The 17,523-nt window shown below is 42.8% G+C and carries 12 protein-coding genes; 9 read left to right on the forward strand and 3 right to left on the reverse strand.

Annotated elements, in window-relative coordinates:
* Positions 1 to 109 precede the first annotated feature (109 nt).
* Positions 110 to 475 (forward strand): Hpt domain-containing protein, encoded by a 366-nt coding sequence (locus EXU30_RS15320; RefSeq protein WP_130601463.1) that lies wholly within the window; start codon positions 110 to 112, stop codon positions 473 to 475.
* Positions 476 to 786: 311 nt separating this feature from the next.
* Positions 787 to 1,698 (forward strand): hydrogen peroxide-inducible genes transcriptional activator OxyR, encoded by a 912-nt coding sequence (gene oxyR / locus EXU30_RS15325; RefSeq protein WP_130601465.1) that lies wholly within the window; start codon positions 787 to 789, stop codon positions 1,696 to 1,698.
* Positions 1,699 to 1,805: 107 nt separating this feature from the next.
* Here oxyR and EXU30_RS15330 read toward each other — a convergent pair whose 3' ends face one another.
* On the reverse strand, positions 1,806 to 2,828 hold the full coding sequence (locus EXU30_RS15330) for an adenylate/guanylate cyclase domain-containing protein (RefSeq protein WP_210147182.1): 1,023 nt from the start codon (positions 2,826 to 2,828) through the stop codon (positions 1,806 to 1,808).
* Positions 2,829 to 3,055: 227 nt separating this feature from the next.
* A complete protein-coding gene (gene mutH, locus EXU30_RS15335) occupies positions 3,056 to 3,724 on the reverse strand; it encodes a DNA mismatch repair endonuclease MutH (RefSeq protein WP_130601469.1) in 669 nt (222 codons plus the stop codon).
* Between the two features lie 758 nt (positions 3,725 to 4,482).
* Here mutH and rppH point away from each other — a divergent pair.
* The 7 genes from rppH (at position 4,483) to EXU30_RS15370 (ending at position 16,088) form a co-directional block, all read left to right on the forward strand.
* A complete protein-coding gene (gene rppH, locus EXU30_RS15340; protein WP_130601471.1) occupies positions 4,483 to 5,004 on the forward strand; it encodes an RNA pyrophosphohydrolase in 522 nt (173 codons plus the stop codon).
* 208 nt (positions 5,005 to 5,212) lie between these two features.
* Positions 5,213 to 7,453 carry a phosphoenolpyruvate--protein phosphotransferase gene (gene ptsP / locus EXU30_RS15345; RefSeq protein ID WP_130601473.1) on the forward strand — a complete coding sequence of 747 codons (2,241 nt, stop codon included), beginning with the start codon at positions 5,213 to 5,215 and terminating at the stop codon, positions 7,451 to 7,453.
* Positions 7,454 to 7,490: 37 nt separating this feature from the next.
* Positions 7,491 to 8,291 (forward strand): sulfite exporter TauE/SafE family protein, encoded by an 801-nt coding sequence (locus tag EXU30_RS15350; RefSeq protein WP_130601475.1) that lies wholly within the window; start codon positions 7,491 to 7,493, stop codon positions 8,289 to 8,291.
* A gap of 349 nt (positions 8,292 to 8,640) precedes the next feature.
* A complete protein-coding gene (locus EXU30_RS15355) occupies positions 8,641 to 9,768 on the forward strand; it encodes a hypothetical protein (protein ID WP_130601477.1) in 1,128 nt (375 codons plus the stop codon).
* Positions 9,769 to 10,751: 983 nt separating this feature from the next.
* On the forward strand, positions 10,752 to 11,801 hold the full coding sequence (locus tag EXU30_RS15360) for an efflux RND transporter periplasmic adaptor subunit (protein ID WP_130601479.1): 1,050 nt from the start codon (positions 10,752 to 10,754) through the stop codon (positions 11,799 to 11,801).
* Entirely contained in the window at positions 11,798 to 14,938 is a 3,141-nt protein-coding gene (locus EXU30_RS15365; protein ID WP_130601481.1) for an efflux RND transporter permease subunit, read from the forward strand. Before EXU30_RS15360 ends, EXU30_RS15365 begins: the two co-directional genes overlap by 4 nt.
* Before the next feature lie 361 nt (positions 14,939 to 15,299).
* Complete coding sequence (locus EXU30_RS15370) at positions 15,300 to 16,088, forward strand: hypothetical protein (protein ID WP_207234079.1); 789 nt, start codon at positions 15,300 to 15,302, stop codon at positions 16,086 to 16,088.
* Between the two features lie 200 nt (positions 16,089 to 16,288).
* On the opposite strand, the gene EXU30_RS15375 is transcribed toward EXU30_RS15370, so the two are convergent.
* Positions 16,289 to 17,140, reverse strand: a complete 852-nt coding sequence (locus EXU30_RS15375) for a thymidylate synthase (RefSeq protein ID WP_130601485.1) — start codon at positions 17,138 to 17,140, stop codon at positions 16,289 to 16,291.
* Positions 17,141 to 17,523: the final 383 nt, after the last annotated feature.

The following is a 17,523-nucleotide window of genomic DNA, read 5'->3' on the forward strand; positions in this document are numbered from 1 at the left end:
GTATTGGCTAATATCTCTGCCTAGCGGTCGCTATTCTTGCATGGGCGCTTTTACTGAGTATGATATTCCTAACTTCAATGTCTTACACTTGTAATTAGAGGTGCCCTTAATGGCCACGACAGAACTAGAGACAGTATTAGATCTCAACACACTTGAGCAATATATCAGCGCAATTGGTGCAGCAACATTACTTAAAAGTGTAGTGTTATTTGAGCAACTTATGCCTGAGTATGTTGGTAGCTTAGTTAAAGCTAGCGAAGCTAGTGACAAAGATACTCTTTGTGCAGAAGCTCACAAGTTCAAAGGTGCCGCTGGTTCAGTTGGTCTTAAGCGTATTCAACAGCTTGCACAAAAGCTGCAGCATGGTGAAGAAGCGAGCTGGGAAACAGAAAACCAAGCTTGGCTAGCTGAGGTTGTAGAGCATGCAGAAGCAGATTTACAACAACTAAAGTTATTCTTAGAAGCTAAGTCATAATCACGATCGAAAGAAAGTTTAGACTGTAAAAAGTTTCTAGCTAAAACGCACAAGCGATTGATTCGTCTTGTGCGTTTTTGTTTTATCGGCTTGTGACTTCCAGTCGATTCACTGCTGTTCATTCCCTCTCTCGAGTAGCTTAAGTCCCCTATCTAGCTATTGCGTCAATAACCAACACACATATCTAGATTCTACGTGTACTATGCTCTGCGATATTTGTTTATCCCGGTCACAATAACAGCATCTTAACTTGTGAAAACTGCGTTGATAATTCACTATCTTCATTAAATCTTAATTTAGCAATCGGTTTTATGAAAAATCTACCTAGCTTAAAAAACCTATTTTACTTGGTTAACTTGCATCAAGAGCAGAACTTTAACCGCGCGGCTAAGAAGTGTTTTGTTAGTCAATCAACGCTTTCTAGTGGTATTCAAAACCTCGAGGAGCAGCTTGGACATCAGTTAATTGAGCGCGACCATAAGTCATTTATGTTCACTGCAACGGGTGAAGAAGTGGTTGAGCGAGCGCGTAATATTCTGACCAATGTTGATGATCTGGTTGAGCTAGTGAAGAATCAGGGTGAGCCGATGACTGGTGAAATTCGCTTAGGTTGTATCCCGACTATTGCACCATTCTTACTAAGCCGAGTGGTTAAGATGTGTCATCAGGATTACCCTGAGTTGAGCTTGCTACTAAAAGAAGACACTACAGAACGATTGCTTGATGCGCTAGGTAAGGGTGAGCTCGATTTACTTATTTTGGCTTTGCCTGTGGACACTAGCGGCTTCCACAGTATGAAGGTGGGTATTGATCCTTTCAAAATGGTGATCCACCAAGATTTGTCATTAGACATGGCACAGCCAATTAATTACCAAGAAATGCCTGATGAAAGTATTTTTCTGCTGCAGGCTGAGCACTGTATAACGGGCCACGCAATAACTGCTTGCCAGCTAGGTAACAGCGCTAAGATTAATCCGTTTGCCGCCACGAGCCTGCATACCTTGGTACAAATGGTGAATAGCAAGTTAGGTACTACTTTTTTACCGCAAATGGCTATCGATGCAGGGATATTGCACGACACTGATTTGAATATCATGTTGCCGCCAGGTGAGTCTCCGTATCGTGATATTGGTTTGGTTTGGCGCCAAACTACCAGTCGCATTAAAACCTTTAGAACCTTAGGTCTAGCGATTAGAGAGAAGTTGTTGCAACAAGCTGAATAAATATAGCAATTGAACACAAGTGGAATAGATACTTAAACGGCGTACATATGAATATGTGCGCCGTTTTGTTATGTAGGATATAGGTGTTTGGGACGATTTGTTTGGCGCTAATTACTGGCAGAGCGTTTAGGGGCAACGCCAAAAACTTCAGTGGGGTGTTGTTTGCCCTTGAGGGTAACAAGACCTAAGTTATCCAGAACATACTGGCTGTCAGTCAAGTCTAGACGCTGTTGTAAGCTACCAGAAATAAGCATGCGCTGACCTAGCGGCGTACACTGGTCTTGCAGTCTTGCTAAGGTATTGAGTACATCGCTAAAGAAGCTAATCTCTTGTTTGTGTACACCAACTACGGCTGCTACGACCTGGCCACAATGTGCTGCGGCTTTAAACTTAGGCACAAATCCATATTGCTCTTCAAAGTAACTGCGTTGCCAGTTAAGTTGCTGACAAAACTCATAGTAAATGTTCATGCAGCGATCATTTTTCACGCCTTCTTTTAGCGGCCAATGAATTAGCACTGCATCACCCATATAACGGTAAATTTCAGCTTCGTTGTTAGTTACTGTGTCAGCAAGCATGCTAAAGCTATCTTGAATCAAGCGACTAAAGCGATAGTCACCGAGCTTTTCTGCATGGGCGGTAGAAGATGCCATGTCGATAAATAGAAACAGGCGTTGCTCGTACCTTGGTTGGTGATACTTGCCCATACCAATGTTAAGTAGCACTCGTGGGCCTACTAAAAGCCCCATTTGCTCAATAAAAGCCAGGCCAACACGTACCGCAACTAAATATAGAATGAGTGATTGAAACGCTGGAGTATATAGAATGTGCGCTGTGAGCATTTGCCTTAGCGTCACCATGTGGTTTTCAATAGCCCACATATTTAAGAATTGGGTGACATAAGCCAGCGTCATCGCCCCTAGCAACAGGAATAAACCTTTGAAAATTACCGAGAAGATATAGGGCAGGCGACTAATGGCACTGATGTCGGCAATGACATTCGACATCCAATGCAGGCTACCAAATACAAAGCCCATAAACACAGCAAGGGTGGCAAGATCTGCAGCGCCAATAGCCCATTGCGGCAGTTCAGGTGATTGGGCATAACGGAAAAATACAAACGCAGCCATGGCGACAAACCATGCCAGTATGGCAAAGAGTAATTTTTTTGTTTGTCGACGTGCTCTCACTAGGGGTATTCGGTACTTTTGGCTGAAAAATCAAAGCCAGTAGTTTATAGAAAATCTGCACAGAGTGTTAGTAAATATTGTGACCTAGATCAATTCGGGTCGATAAATTCCAACCTATGTCGATAAAACCGTAGAATTATTTTCTTGCTCTGGTTCAGTCTAAGGACTTATGTAAATGCGCGTCGCAAAATCTGTTGAGTGAATGCAATTTTTAAATAGAAGCCACGTGGGTTAGAAAGTTTAATTTCTCCGTTGCGGCCGATGCTTTCAGTTAACACACGGCTATTAGCTGCTTTAGGCCTTAGTTGCAGCACTTCGCCATGTTTAGCAGTAATGGTATCGACCTTACCAAGAGCAATAAGCTCCATTATCTCTTCCCAATCCTGGCGAAGCTGAGCTAATTCAAGCTCGCTAGGCTGCCATAAAACCGGGTTGCCCACACGGCGTTCTCCCACTGGAATATGGCGTTCTCCTTGCACAGGGATCCAAAGTACATGGCGCAGTTTATGATAAACCACACTTTGCTCCCACCTGAGACCGCCAATGTCGGTTAGTGGTGCAACAGTAATGTAGGTGGTTTCCATTGGCTTGCCTTGATTATCAATTGGGATGGTTTTTAACTCCACACCAAGATGGGCAAAATCTGGTTCGGGTTTTGAGCCAGCTAGGGCGCCAAGCTCGGTTTCGATGAGTTGTCCAACCCAGCCTTTTTCGCGCTTGAGATTCTCAGGCACTGGAATACCATGTTCGCCTGCAATATCGGCTAGGCGAATACCAGCCATATGGTTGGCACGCGCCATGAGTTCACTAATTGATGTAGGGCTAGAACTTGGCATTGGTGTGACTCTAGTTGACAAATAATGGGAGGTTACCAGTGATAGCTTCCAGTAATTTTTCTTGGTTCGCAAGTGGCGTTACTGAGATTTATCAGTAGCGTTCAAAATATCATCATAGCGAGTCATTGAGGATATTAGTTACTCATGGATATTTATTATCACACTGTTTTATTTAGACTTTTGTCGAAATGGTAGTCTCGTTCGCTATTTGAGTTAGCCGTTAATTAACCTTTTCCCGCCGCTTTCCAACATAGTTATCCACAGAATATTGGGATAACTCCAATAAAATACACGCTATAAAGGATCATATTGTCGACGTCAACGGCATTTTCACGCTTTTTTTTCAGTTTTTTTGCTATTTTTATCTTGCGTTATGTGAATAACTTTAGCTGATGTTATAACAATCGATGTTGATAAATTTTTGTGGTGTTTTTTTATACACTTTAAGTTGGTGTTGGTGTCATCTATTTGGGATTTTAGTTAAACTGATGATTTAGTTTGTGTTTATGTGTTTTGGTTAGCTGTTTTTAATATGTAATATTTTAATCTTTTGCAAAAAATCACAGATATAAATGAGTTTCGAACAGAGATATCCACAGAAATTGTGGATAGCTATAAAACTGATTACCTTTATCTGTTGATAAAAGTGTAAATGACGTAGGGTTATCCAAAGAAATGGCGCTAAACCCCATTTGCTGATACAGGAGCTTTGTGAAACAATCAGACGTATTAACAAGATTTATGATTTCGGAGTCCATGTGATTGACAGCGACGGTTTTCGCGCCAATGTGGGCATCATTATCTGTAATAAGTTTGGTCAAGTCATGTGGGCTAGACGTTTCGGTCAACATTCATGGCAGTTTCCGCAAGGCGGCGTTGACGATGGTGAGACGCCTGAGCAAGCGATGTACCGCGAGTTATATGAAGAGGTTGGTCTAAAGCCAGAACATGTAAAAATTCTGACTACGTCCCGTTCATGGCTGCGTTACCGCCTGCCAAAGCGCTTGGTGCGTCATGACAGCAAACCTGTGTGCATTGGCCAAAAACAGAAATGGTATTTACTACAATTAAAAAGTCACGATAGTGCGATTAACCTTGATTCTTCCGGCCATCCTGAGTTTGATGACTGGCGCTGGGTGAGTTATTGGTATCCTGTTAGGCAAGTCGTGTCTTTTAAACGTGATGTATATAGAAAGGTAATGAAGGAGTTTGCATCGACGACGTTGTCGCTGCAGAGCAAAGAGTCGTACCGTAAAAGGGGGCGCCACGGCAGAGGTTAGGGGAGTTTACTCACATAGCTATAGTAGTGATGATGCGTTTCTACTTTCCAGTATTTACTATTCCTAGCCAGTAACTTAGAGCTGCAATACCAGTTCAATAGTTTTAGCTCTCCATCCTATTCGCTCTAGCTTTGGCGCCTGCTTAAGTTAGAACATCGCCGTTTGAGTTTAGGCCAACAACTAGGCTGATTTCATAAGGAGTGAAACAGTGATTAAAACGCTAAGGGATATCACACAAGCCGTAGCTACTGCTAGCGACTTTGGGCATGCCTTAGCCTCCTTAGTTACGCAAACTAAACTCGCCATGCAAACTCAATGTTGCTCAGTGTATATTCTCGAGCAACAACAACTGGTGTTATCGGCAACAGATGGATTAAGTCCTGATGCGATTGGCAAAGTCGCGATGCCAGTTACTCAGGGGTTAGTTGGTCTTGCAGCCCAGCGCGAAGAATTAGTTAACCTTGCTGACGCACGCACTCACCCTCGTTTTAAATTATTCCCAGGTGCCAAAGAAGATGAATACCGTGCTTTTTTAGCGGCTCCGATCATCTATCAAAAAGTGGTCGTTGGCGTCATTGTGGTGCAGCAACCTCAAGCAAGGCAGTTTGATGAGGGTGAAGAAGCTTTTTTGATGACGCTAGCCGCTCAGCTTGCCGTAGTGATAAAGAGTTTAAAATATAAAGATTCAATCGATAGTGCAGCGCATCAGGTTGTGTATAAAGGTACACCTGCATCGAGTGGTATTGCCATTGCTAAAGGGGTCGTGTTTGGTGGTGCGATCGCGTTGGAGCAGCAAGACGTTGCCATTAAACCCGATGCGGTAGATGCTGAAATAGCTAGGCTAAAACTTGCAAAAGAAGCGTGCATGGAAGAACTGTCTTCACTGTCGCAACGTTTCGAACAAGAAAGTGCTGCTGACGTAGTATCTATTTTTAACGCATTTCAACTCTTGCTTGATGAGCATAGTCTTGGTGGCGAGTATATCAATGAGATTAACCAAGGCTGGCAAGCTGAGTCAGCCGTTAGCCGTGTGTCGCTGCGTTATATCGCTCAGTTTGAGCAAATGGATGATCCATACTTGCAGCAGCGAGCCAGTGATATTCGCGAGTTAGGGCAAAAGGTTTTAAAACAGCTTATTGAGCCTGAGCAGTTACAGTTTGAATACAATGAGCCTGTGATCATTCTCGCCAAGGAGATTGATGCAAGTTTGCTGGTTGCATTCCCGCGAAATAAGCTAGCGGGGGTCGTTACTGAACAAGGTGGTGTCAATGCCCATGGTGCCATCCTTGCGCGAGCTATGGGGATCCCTGCGCTTGTTGGTGTTGAGCAAATTCTTTCAGCAGGCACTGAGCAGCAATTACTGATCGTTAACGCAAACCGTGGTGAGTTACTTGTCTCTCCATCAAATTCAGTGGTCGATGAATATCGAGCGCTATTAACTGCGGATATACAGAAGCAACAAGCATTTGAGTCAGAAATTAATCAACCTACGGTTACCATAGACGGTCAGCGTATTGAGTTGCTAATGAATGCAGGTCTAATTTCTGGTGTAGAAAATGTTTCGACCCACGGCGCCGATGGCATAGGGTTATATCGCAGTGAAATCCCATTTATGCTGCAGCAGCGGTTTCCAAGTGAGCTCGAGCAAATTTCAGTCTATCGCACCATATTGCAGGCCGCTCAAGGCAAGACAGTAGTGATGCGCACCTTAGATGTTGGCGGTGACAAGCCTTTACCTTATTTCCCTATTAATGAAGACAATCCATTTTTGGGTTGGCGCGGCATACGATTATCGCTAGATCACCCTGAGCTTTTTTTGGTGCAACTAAGAGCAATGCTTCAAGCTGCCGACGAGTGTCAGCAGCTACATATTCTGCTGCCGATGGTCAGTAATCTTGCCGAGGTCGATGCTGCGCTCGGTTATCTTGAGCAAGCTTATCAAGAGTTGACACAAGAGTTAAATATAGAGATATGCAAACCTAAAATTGGCGTGATGTTAGAGGTACCAGCATTGCTGTTTCAGCTTCAAGATGTTGCTCAGCGGGTTGATTTTGTGTCAGTGGGTAGCAACGATTTAACTCAGTATTTGCTGGCAGTGGATCGCAATAACCCGAGTGTCAGTACCTTGTTTGATAGTTTTCATCCTGGCGTACTGAGAGCACTTAAGCGTGCGGTTGAAGATTGCCGTTTATATGATCTTGATATCAGTATTTGTGGCGAGCTGGCAGGTGAGCCTTTGGGCGCGCTATTGCTGGTTGCGATGGGGTATCACAAATTGAGTATGAACCAGGCAAGCCTAGCTAGAGTTAATTATTTATTGCGCCGAGTAAACCAGCATGAGCTGCAGGGTGTGTTAAAGCAAGTCATGATGCTTGCGAATGGCCATCAGGTTCGCGAGACCATGATGGCGTTCGTACGCAAACATGAGTTGTGTCATATCGTTGATTAAGAGTTCAGGCTAACTAAATATTCAAGCGAGAAGTTAAGTGGATAATATTTTTCTAATTTTTTCTATTTGTTTGGCTATCGGTGCGATTGTCGGCTTTTTGGCTGGACTGCTAGGTATTGGCGGTGGGCTGATTATTGTGCCTTCGCTGATTTATCTACTTCCTTGGGCTGGATTTGACAACGAGCAATTAACCCATGTTGCAATCGCAACTTCACTAGCCACAATTATTTTAACTTCATTGTCTTCTGCAAGGGCTCATCACAAACAAGGCAATATTCCCTGGCCTTTGTTCAAATCAATTGTGCCGGGCATCGCCGTCGGCGCATTATCTTCAGCGTTTATTTCTGAGCAAATATCATCTGACAAATTGCAGCAAGTGTTTGCGGTATTTGTGGTGTTAATGGCACTGCAAATGGCATTTCAGTTTAAACCCAGTAAAAGTGAAACCATGCCAAGCTTAACGGTTATGTTTATCTGCTCACTGCTGATTGCAATGGTAGCTGGCCTAATGGGCATTGGTGGCGGTGTGTTGTTAGTGCCATTTTTAAGCTATTGTGGCTTGCAAATGCGTCAAGCGGTTGGCTTTTCGTCTGCAACAGGCTTTCTTATTGCGTTCGTAGGAACCGTGGGATATGTATTGGCGGGGTTAAATGTTGATCAGATGCCAATGGGCACCTTAGGTTACATTTATATTCCTGCACTGATTGGCATTATATTAAGCTCCATGTTAGTTGCACCTTTCGGAGCCAAAGCCGCCACTGTGTGGCCGACAAAAGTGCTCAAGCGGATCTTCGCGTTATTGCTGTTTGTTGTAGGTATCAAGCTGATGTGGTTTTAACTTGAAATCCTCCTCTGTGTATGTGCTCTTTATTGCGCTCTTCATTACGTTCTGTAATTCTTCATTTAGCTTAGCGCTTTTAAACGCTAAGTCATTCTAGCCATAGACTAGCTTTATGCTCCGCAGCGTTAACCTTGGGTTAACGCTGTTGTATTCCCTTTAAAATTGCTCCCTATTAAAACTACTCCCTATTAAAACTATGATTGCTAGTGATGTTTAATTAACGCTCCTTTCTTAGCATCAGAGCATTCGATGAATTTCTCTCTTAGCTGGTGATTATAACTGGTGATTATAACTGGCGGTTGTAGTTAGCAGTGAGAGAGCTGATGCTAAGACAGTGGAGTAGTTAATGCAGCTTGGTTTTTTAGTCAGTGCAGTTTGTTTATGTGTTGCAACCATTGTCTTTTCTCCGTTGCAGGCACGTGAGTCTGATGACTTTATGCGTATTGGTGGTGCGTTAAAGTTTAACTATAAGTACATGGTAGATTCGCCAGACTCTAAAGGCACTGCCGGTGACTTTTACTATGATGTTGGCTCACTGAGCTTTGATTCAAAGCAAGGTAAGTTTGGCTTATCTGCCGATTATCGATTTAAAACCGATCATCAATACATTAAATACGCCTATGGCTACTATCAGCCTAGTGATACTCTGCATTTCCAGCTTGGGTTGAACACCGTTCCTTTTGGTAATCAAAACCTAATTTCAAACAGTTACTGGTTCGGTTTACCTTACTACCTTGGCTTTGAAGATGATAAGGACATGGGACTGAAGTCAATCATTAAGCATGATGGCGCGACGACTGAGTTCGCTTATTATGTTAGTTCTGAGTACTCACCCACTAATAAAAATCGATACGCGGCTGATTTACATGTTGGTGCAGTTGGTGGTAAGCAGTACTACAATGAAGAAGCTAATCAGCTTAACTTACGCCATACCGAAAGTTTTAATCACTCACGCGGCTCGTTCGCGCTAGGTGTGTCGTATCAATATGGTCAGATTATTCATCAAAAGAATAAGACTAAAGGTGATCGCAGTGCTTGGGCTGTGCACCTAGAGTCAAAAGTTGACGATTGGACACTGCAACTGCAAATGATGGAATATCAGTTCAATGCTCCAGATTCGCAAGATAAAAATCGTATTGCAATGTCGTTAGCAGGCTCTAGTTACGAAGTTGCCTCAAAGGCAAAAGTGTACAATGCCAACCTCGCTCGTAAAGTGAAAACAAGTTGGGGTGAGCTTAAGCTATACAACGATTTTGGACTAATGACGCCAAATGTAAATGATCCTAAGTTTGCAAACAGTGTGCAAAATGTCACAGGCGTTACCACGCGAGTCGGTCCTATTGAGGTGATGCTAGATTACATTGTCGGTCATAACCTGGTGTTTTTATCTAAAGCGAATAATCATGTTGGGTTACCTCTTGAAGCCAATAACTGGGATAAACGCGTCAACTGTAATATGGCTTATTACTTTTAAATTAGTAAAGTCATGCTAATGCGACAGTGACATCAAAGCGCGAGTGAAAAAGCTTGAGTCACACAAAACAAACTGTACATCATCTAGTCTGGCCCTGAGGTCTATTTGGGGCTCATCAAGTATTCATTGTAATTAGCTATTTTGTTAATGGGCAATCTTAACATTAGCAAACCTCTCCTAGTTGCTTAGTATTGAATAGTTATTGCAAACCACTATTAATCAACCGCTTACAGTTTCTTGTTGCCAAGTTGCTGTGACTTCAACAGTGCCAAATTCAACAGGCCTAGTGATTCGCACGTCTAGTCGCTAGTTTTCCTGCTTAGTTACATATCTCCTTATTGGTAATTATTAGTGATGAATGACAGTTATGGTTACGTGGGTTTGATATTTTTTGTCCATAGAACCTGACTAAGTTAACTAACGATTTGATTTGTATGATTAATAACGTTATTGATTTGGTTTTGACTGTATAAATTTGACTGAAAAATATAGTTGAATAACTTTGAAAACCGCTTTTTTTAGTGGTTTTTTGCGTTGTAAAGGCAGAAATATTACTGAGCATAGCGTGTGAGAACTTGGTAATTACCATAAATGGATTAACGTTTTCATTAAATCTCCTCATTAGCTGCAAATAACTAAACAATAGTTTGGAGTTTGAGGTGAGTCACATAACTCCATCACTTTGTCGATTTGCTAACCCATCAGCTTCACGGTTTTTGTGTGAATGTGGTGTGGATCAAGTTAGGCGGAATGTTAACAGGGCATGTCTAACACTCGAATTTATTAATTAAAATTCATAATGATGCGTAGTAATCGGGATGTCATTAATTTCAAGCTAAAGATAAATCCATATAGGTCCATGTTCGTGTATCAAGGAACAATTTTGGAAAAACTATGGAATGACCTGTTGGCCATGATTATCTGCTAAAGACAAATTTTTGATTTGGAAACAAGTTTTTGGTTTGTTTCCGCTAGGAGAAATAATGAAAAATTCCACTCTCGTCATGCTAGCTGCATTGTCACCAACCGTCTTAGTCGCCGCTCACGCTAACGAAGCTACACAAGTTAGTGTTCAAACAGCACAGTTCCAGCCAATCTACCAAACCAAGACATACAGTACTGGTTTGATTGCTTCTGAGCGCGTACAAATCATCGCATTGACAACAGGCTTCCTGGAAAACAAGCGCGTTCGCAACGGTCAAACTGTTAAAGAAGGTGACTTACTGGTTGAGCTTGAAGATATTGATTACGCAATTGAGCATAAGAAAGCGGTTGCGAATGTGAGCCTGGCTAAGGCAACACTTAAAGAGAAGAAAGCGGCTTATGAGCGTGCTGTTAAAGTACGTAAAGGTGGTGACTTATCTGAGTCTACCTTTGACAGCATGGAAGCCGCTTATGAAACGGCTAAAGCTCAGTATGAACTTGCGATTGCTACTGAGCAGCGCGCTAAAGTTGAGCTAGAGCGTACTAAAATCCGTGCAACGACTAGCGGTAAAATCACTGCGTTATACGTAGATGAAGGTCAGGTGATTTCACGTGGTGATGAAGTTAGCTACATTGTTAATGACGCGCTTATTGACGCAGTTGTTGAAATTCCAAGTAGCGACAGCTTCATCAACAGCATCGACAATCTATCTGCTGACCTAGTTGTTAACAACCAACCATACGCTGACAACGGTAAGTTGTTCGCTGTTGATGGTGCAATTGACCCTCGAAAAGGCACGCTACGTGTACGTTACCGTTTTGAAAACAAAGGCGACTTACTAGACGGTCAATTCGCTAAAGTTGTGCTTTCTAACGTATCTGAGCGCGGTAACATCGTTGTTCCTCAAGCTTCTGTACTAACTGACCGTCAAGGTCGTTTCGTATACGTAGTCGTTGACGGCAAGATTGAAGCTAAGCGCGTAACCACTCATGGTACTCACGAGTTAAACGAAATTGTTGAAGGCCTAAGCGTAGGTGACCAAGTGATCACTAGTGCGACCATGAAGCTTTACCCTGGTCTTGAAGTTCAAATTAAGGGTAATCCATGAGTAAATTCTTTATTGAACGACCTAATTTCGCCGTGGTTGTGGCATTGTTCATGACCCTAATCGGCGCAATTGCTATTACCCAGCTACCCGTTGGTCAGTACCCTAACGTTGCACCACCAACCGTAATGGTTTACGTCAACATGGACGGTGGTTCTACTGATGTAATGCAAAAGTCGGTTGCTTCTATTATTGAAAAAGAAGTGAACGGTGTTGAAGGCATGACGTACATGAAGTCAAACATCGGTAACGATGGTTCTTACTCGTTAGAGATCAGTTTTGAGATTGGTCTTGATGCTGACCGCGCGGTAACCCTAGTACAAAACCGTGTAAACAAGTCGCTATCGCGTCTACCTGAAGGTGCTCGTCGTTATGGTGTAACGGTTGAGAAAGTATCTTCTGGTATGTTGATGGCGTTCTCTGTACGTGACGAAACCCAGAAGATGGACGCGATTGAGCTATCTAACTGGACTTCGGTAGCTCTTAAAGAAGGTCTACAACGCATCTCAGGTGTTTCTCGTGTAACCGTAATTGGTGAAAAAGAATACTCTATGCGTGTTTGGTTAGACCCATCTAAAATGGCTTCAATGAACTTGGCTGTTGAAGATGTACAAGCGGCGCTAATGGAGCAAAACCAAATTCTTGCTGCTGGTCGCTCTGGTATTGAGCCAAGCGTTGGTATGCACTCTTGGGAATACACCTTTAAAGTAGACAGTGCACTTAACAGCGCTGAACAGTTTGAAGAAGTGATTGTTCGCTCTGATCAATACGGTGTAGTTAAGGTTAAAGACATTGCTCGCGTTGAACTAGGTTCTGCCCAGTACCTTGCAAATACGTACCATAACAACCAAGCTGCAACCACAGTATTTATGTATCGCTCACCAACGTCTAACGCGATGGATGTAGGTAACGCTGTAAAAGAATACTTAGCCGCTGCAAATACACCAGACGGTGTTGTTATTGATGTGCCATATGACGGTACTGTATTCGTACAGGCTGCGATTGATGACATCTTTAGTACACTATTTGATGCGATTATCCTAGTAATCATCGTTACTTTACTATTCCTTCAAAGCTGGCGTGTAACGCTAATTACCGCAACAGCTATTCCAGTTTCGCTTATTGCTACCTTTGCAATCATGCTTGCAGCAGGTATGACAATTAACATCATCTCGATGTTCGGTCTTATCCTTGCGATTGGTATTGTGGTTGATGCGGCGATCATCGTTATTGAAAACGTTGAGCGCTTATTGGAGGAAGACCCAAGCCTATCTATACGTGATGCCGTTCTTCAGTCTATGGACGAAGTAACCGGTCCTATTATCGCATCTATGCTGGTACTACTGTCTGTATTTGGTCCTACCTTATTTATGCCAGGCATGACAGGTATCATTTACGGTCAGTTCGGTATCGCAATTAGTGCTGCAGTAGTTGTATCGACCGTTGTTGCTCTTGTGCTTACTCCGGTTATGTGTGTGCTGCTGATGAAGCGCGGCGAGTCTAAGAAAATCTGGTTATTCCGCGTATTCAACACTGGTGTTGATACCACGCGTGATGGTCTAGGTGGTCTAGTTAACTTCATGGGTCGTCGCTTCCTAATTGCTGGCGCATTCATGGCAGCGATTATTGGCGCGATTGTTTTCCTTGGTAACAACACTTCTACTGGTTTCTTACCAGATGAAGATAAAGGTACCTTATTCGCCGTAGTCATGCTTCCTGATGGTGCTGCACTTCACCGTACTGACGCAGTCATGCAAGATATTTCTGACAAAGTACAAGCGATTGATGGTGTTAACACGGCGCTTTCGGTAGCGGGCTTTAACCTTATTACTAACACTGCAGGTCCTAACGCGGGTCTGCTACTTGTTTCACTTGCGGATCTTGAAGAGCGTAACGAAGCGGGTAACCAAGATCAGTGGACTATTCTTGCGCAAGTACAAGCTGCAATTGATGGTAACGAGTCTGTATACGGTTTTGCTTTCGCACCGCCAGCTATTCCTGAACTAGGTCTAGTATCTGGTTTCGACTTGATGTTCAAAGACACTCAAGCTCGTGACCCAGTTGAACTAGCTGATGCTGCTTATGCATTCATCGAGAAAATTAACGCTGACCCACGTGTTGTTGGTGCTTACACTACCTTTAATGCTAACACACCAAACATCAAGCTTGAGATTGACCGTGAAAAGATCAAGATGATGGGGCTACGTATGGACCAAGTGTTCAACACGATTCAGGCACAATTTGCTGGTGCATATTCAGGTGAGTTTAACCGCGATGGTCGTAACTTCTACGTGTTTGTTCAAGCTGAGCAGGTGACACGTAAGAATATTGAAGACTTAAACTTCTTAACTGTACGTAACGAAGATGGTGAGTTAATCAACATCAGCTCGCTAGTCACACCTAAGACTGTATTTGGTCCTCAGGTTATACAGCAGTTCAATCTAATGCAGGCGGTTAACATTAACGGTTACCCAGCTCCAGGTTATGCCTCTGGTGATGCGATTGCGGCAGTACAAGAAGCAGCAAAAGACTTACCAGCAGGTTTTGAAATCGAATGGGCAGGTCTAACTAAGCAAGAGCTAGCAGCGGGTAACGCGGCAGTTGTAGCATTTATCCTAGCGATTGTATTTACTTACCTACTACTGGTTGCTCAGTATGAGTCTTGGGTTGTCGCGCTGTGTATTATTCTGTGTGTTCCAACAGCACTTCTAGGTACGCTATTTACCGTTTGGGCTATGGGCACTGATATCAACATCTATGTACAGATTGCGATGGTACTACTTGTAGGTATGGCGGCACGTAATGCAATTCTGATTGTTGAATTTGCTAAGCAACTACGTGAAGAGCAGGGCTATAGCATTGTTGATGCAGGTGTAACTGCGACTAAGATGCGTTTCCGTGCGGTACTAATGACAGCACTAAGTTTCATCTTAGGTCTGGTACCACTTATGTTCTCTGATGGTGCGGGTTACGCAGCGCAGCAAGCAATTGGTTGGGCCGCATGTGGTGGTATGATTTCGGCAACAGTAATTGGTATGATTGTGGTTCCAGTTATCTACATCATGCTGCAAACATTGCGTGAAAAGTGCATTGACGTAAAGATTAACAAGCCAGCAGAGCAACAAGCTGCGCAGAGTTAATCAACACGCTTGAAAGCCCTGGCATTTGCCAGGGCTTTTTTCTGCCTAAAACCATCTACTTCAATAGGTGGTTTTAGGCATACTGCCTTTACCGATCACTTTTCTATCTGCGGGTTTGTTGACTTCAAGTCGTTAGCATCTGGAGCCCAACTTCCACTAGTTAGATTACCAAGAATTAACTTGCCAAATTCGTCTATTACCAATTGTTTCCAGTTCTCTTAATGATGTCTAGCAAATGCTAATCCTTAGAATAGTTACCAAAGCAAAGTTACTAAGTTTGACCAATTCGATATATGAGGAAGTTGACCTGCCTTAGTAACCAACAATGCCGCTAAGGTATTTATTCAAGATGAGGTACAAGATGAAAAAATCTCTATTAGCATTAGCTCTTGCCGTAGGTGTTGCAGCTCCTACTTTCGCAGAAGACAAGCAACCAGATCCATCTGATCTAACAGCAGTTAACTCTTTCGCATTCGCAACTGTTGACGACCAAGGTAAAATCCAAGGTATGGTTGGTGTTGCAGGTGCTTACTCTGAAGGCAATAACTTTATCGGTCTAGTTGAGCATGGCGTATCGACTAAGACTACTGACAACGGTCACAAGGCACAAAACTCTCGCCTACGTTACTTCCAAGTCATTGACACCGGCAGTGCGGCGCTTCCACAAGCTGGTTTCTCTGTTGATTACATGAAATGGTGGGCTGCTACAGATCAGTCTATTTCGACAGACATTGTCGCATTAGGTGCGATTGCAAAAGTAACGACGCCATGGGAAGCGGTTTCTATTTTCCCTAACCTTGCTTACGTAACTGGTAGCGCGGAGTCTAAAGACCCAAGCATCAAAGCTGACATCAAAGGTTACCAAGTCAACCTATTTGGTTCTATTGCTCTAGATGAAGCGGGTAAGTACCTTGTTATCCAGCCTCAGTTCATGAGCGTTGACCTTGAGCCAAAAGGTGTTCAAGGTAAAGGCGAAGCAAACGTATTTAAAGTAAAAACGGGCTTCGGTATGCCAATCAGTGCAGACGGTCTATGGTGGACAGAGTTAAGTCACACATACACTCGTACTGATGCAGCAGTTAAAGCCATCGATTTTACTGGCGTCGACAACGACAACAAATTCGAAATTGGTGTTTCTTACTACTTCTAATCGAAGTTTGTAGAACACTAACAAGGGCCAAGCACATAGTGTTTGGCCCTTTTGTTTTCAGTCCCTGAACCACCTACTTCAGAAGGTGAATTCTTTACTTGGTCTGTCCTGTAATTACCCGTAAAGGGTCGATAAATGAAAAAGCCACAAACTTGTGTTTGTGGCTTTAGGCCGTTTACCGATGTGCTGAGTTTTTTAATCTACACTGCAAATGGATATGAGATGGCGTCATGGTGCTCATAACCTTCAACTTTAAAGTCATCCAAGGTTACCCAGGTTTCAATATCTTCTAGTGATTTAATGTCTGGATTGATAATCAGTTTTGGCGCAGGGAAAGGCTCACGCTTTAGCTGAATATCACGCATCGGCTCAAGTTGATCTTCATAAATATGCGCATTCACAATTTTATGGTATGCCTTACCAGGCTTATGGCCGGTAATCTGTGCCATTAATGCCAGCAGCACATACACTTGCACCATATTAAAGTTTAATCCAAGTGGTACGTCACAGCTACGTTGTGTACTGTTCAAATAAAGCGTGTCACCGAGTAGCGAGAAATGATGCTCGTACATACATGGACGCAGGCACCCCAGTTCAAATGCGCCAGGATGCAAAAAGGTAAGGATTTCACCTCGGTTGTCTATGCCGTTAGATAAATCATCAACAATATTCTTCAGCAAATCAACGCTGCCGCCAGTGACTTTAGGGTAAGCGCGACCTAGAGCGCCATAAATCAGCCCCATATCATCTTTACCTTTGCGGTGAGGGTTAGCTAACCAAGCTTCATTTTCATTGGCGTTGGCATCCCAAGTCTTAGTCCCTAGTTCGCGAAACTGTGCCGCATTTTGATAGCCGCGTAGGTAACCTAGAATTTCAGCAATGGCGGATTTCCAAAAGCTCTTACGAGTAGTTACCAGAGGAAACTGATTATTCGCAACATCATAAGTGAGATCTGCGTTAATCACAGTCAAGCAGCGTTTATTGGTACGTTTGTTATCTACCCACACACCTTCGTCGACGATGCGCTGGCATAGATCTAAATATTGCTTCATGTGTAGGAAACCTAATTGATCTGTATTTTTAGTTTTGTGAACAGATTATAACTAAAGCAAAGGTGTAATTGATAGCGAAGGCTCAATCGATAATAAAAATATGCAATCAAGTGTTGTACATAATTGAGCTGTAAACCTTAAAAATATCTTAATAGATTAATGGCATAACTTAATGTTGATTTTACAGAAGTGATTTTTGTCACATTTTTTTTGCTGTAAAGCTCTATGCTAATTGCGAATTTATGCATTTATTGCGTTAAATTATGTTGTTGTAGCGTTTGATTAAGTGCTGAATTTACTGGTTTTTTGTTTATTTTAGGCTTAAGTTAAAATTAAAGGCTCGGTTTTTTCGAGTTAAATGGTAAAAAGATTCGATTTTTATG

The organism is Shewanella maritima (genome assembly GCF_004295345.1).
Lineage (GTDB): Bacteria > Pseudomonadota > Gammaproteobacteria > Enterobacterales > Shewanellaceae > Shewanella > Shewanella maritima.

What these genes read in the sequence shown, in the direction of transcription:
- EXU30_RS15320 (WP_130601463.1), top strand. Translation starts at nt 110, where the DNA reads ATGGCCACGACAGAACTAGAGACAGTATTAGATCTCAACACACTTGAG.
- oxyR (WP_130601465.1), top strand. Translation starts at nt 787, where the DNA reads ATGAAAAATCTACCTAGCTTAAAAAACCTATTTTACTTGGTTAACTTG.
- EXU30_RS15330 (WP_210147182.1), bottom strand. Translation starts at nt 2,828, where the DNA reads ATGGCTGCGTTTGTATTTTTCCGTTATGCCCAATCACCTGAACTGCCG.
- mutH (WP_130601469.1), bottom strand. Translation starts at nt 3,724, where the DNA reads ATGCCAAGTTCTAGCCCTACATCAATTAGTGAACTCATGGCGCGTGCC.
- EXU30_RS15355 (WP_130601477.1), top strand. Translation starts at nt 8,641, where the DNA reads ATGCAGCTTGGTTTTTTAGTCAGTGCAGTTTGTTTATGTGTTGCAACC.
- EXU30_RS15360 (WP_130601479.1), top strand. Translation starts at nt 10,752, where the DNA reads ATGAAAAATTCCACTCTCGTCATGCTAGCTGCATTGTCACCAACCGTC.
- EXU30_RS15365 (WP_130601481.1), top strand. Translation starts at nt 11,798, where the DNA reads ATGAGTAAATTCTTTATTGAACGACCTAATTTCGCCGTGGTTGTGGCA.
- EXU30_RS15370 (WP_207234079.1), top strand. Translation starts at nt 15,300, where the DNA reads ATGAAAAAATCTCTATTAGCATTAGCTCTTGCCGTAGGTGTTGCAGCT.
- EXU30_RS15375 (WP_130601485.1), bottom strand. Translation starts at nt 17,140, where the DNA reads ATGAAGCAATATTTAGATCTATGCCAGCGCATCGTCGACGAAGGTGTG.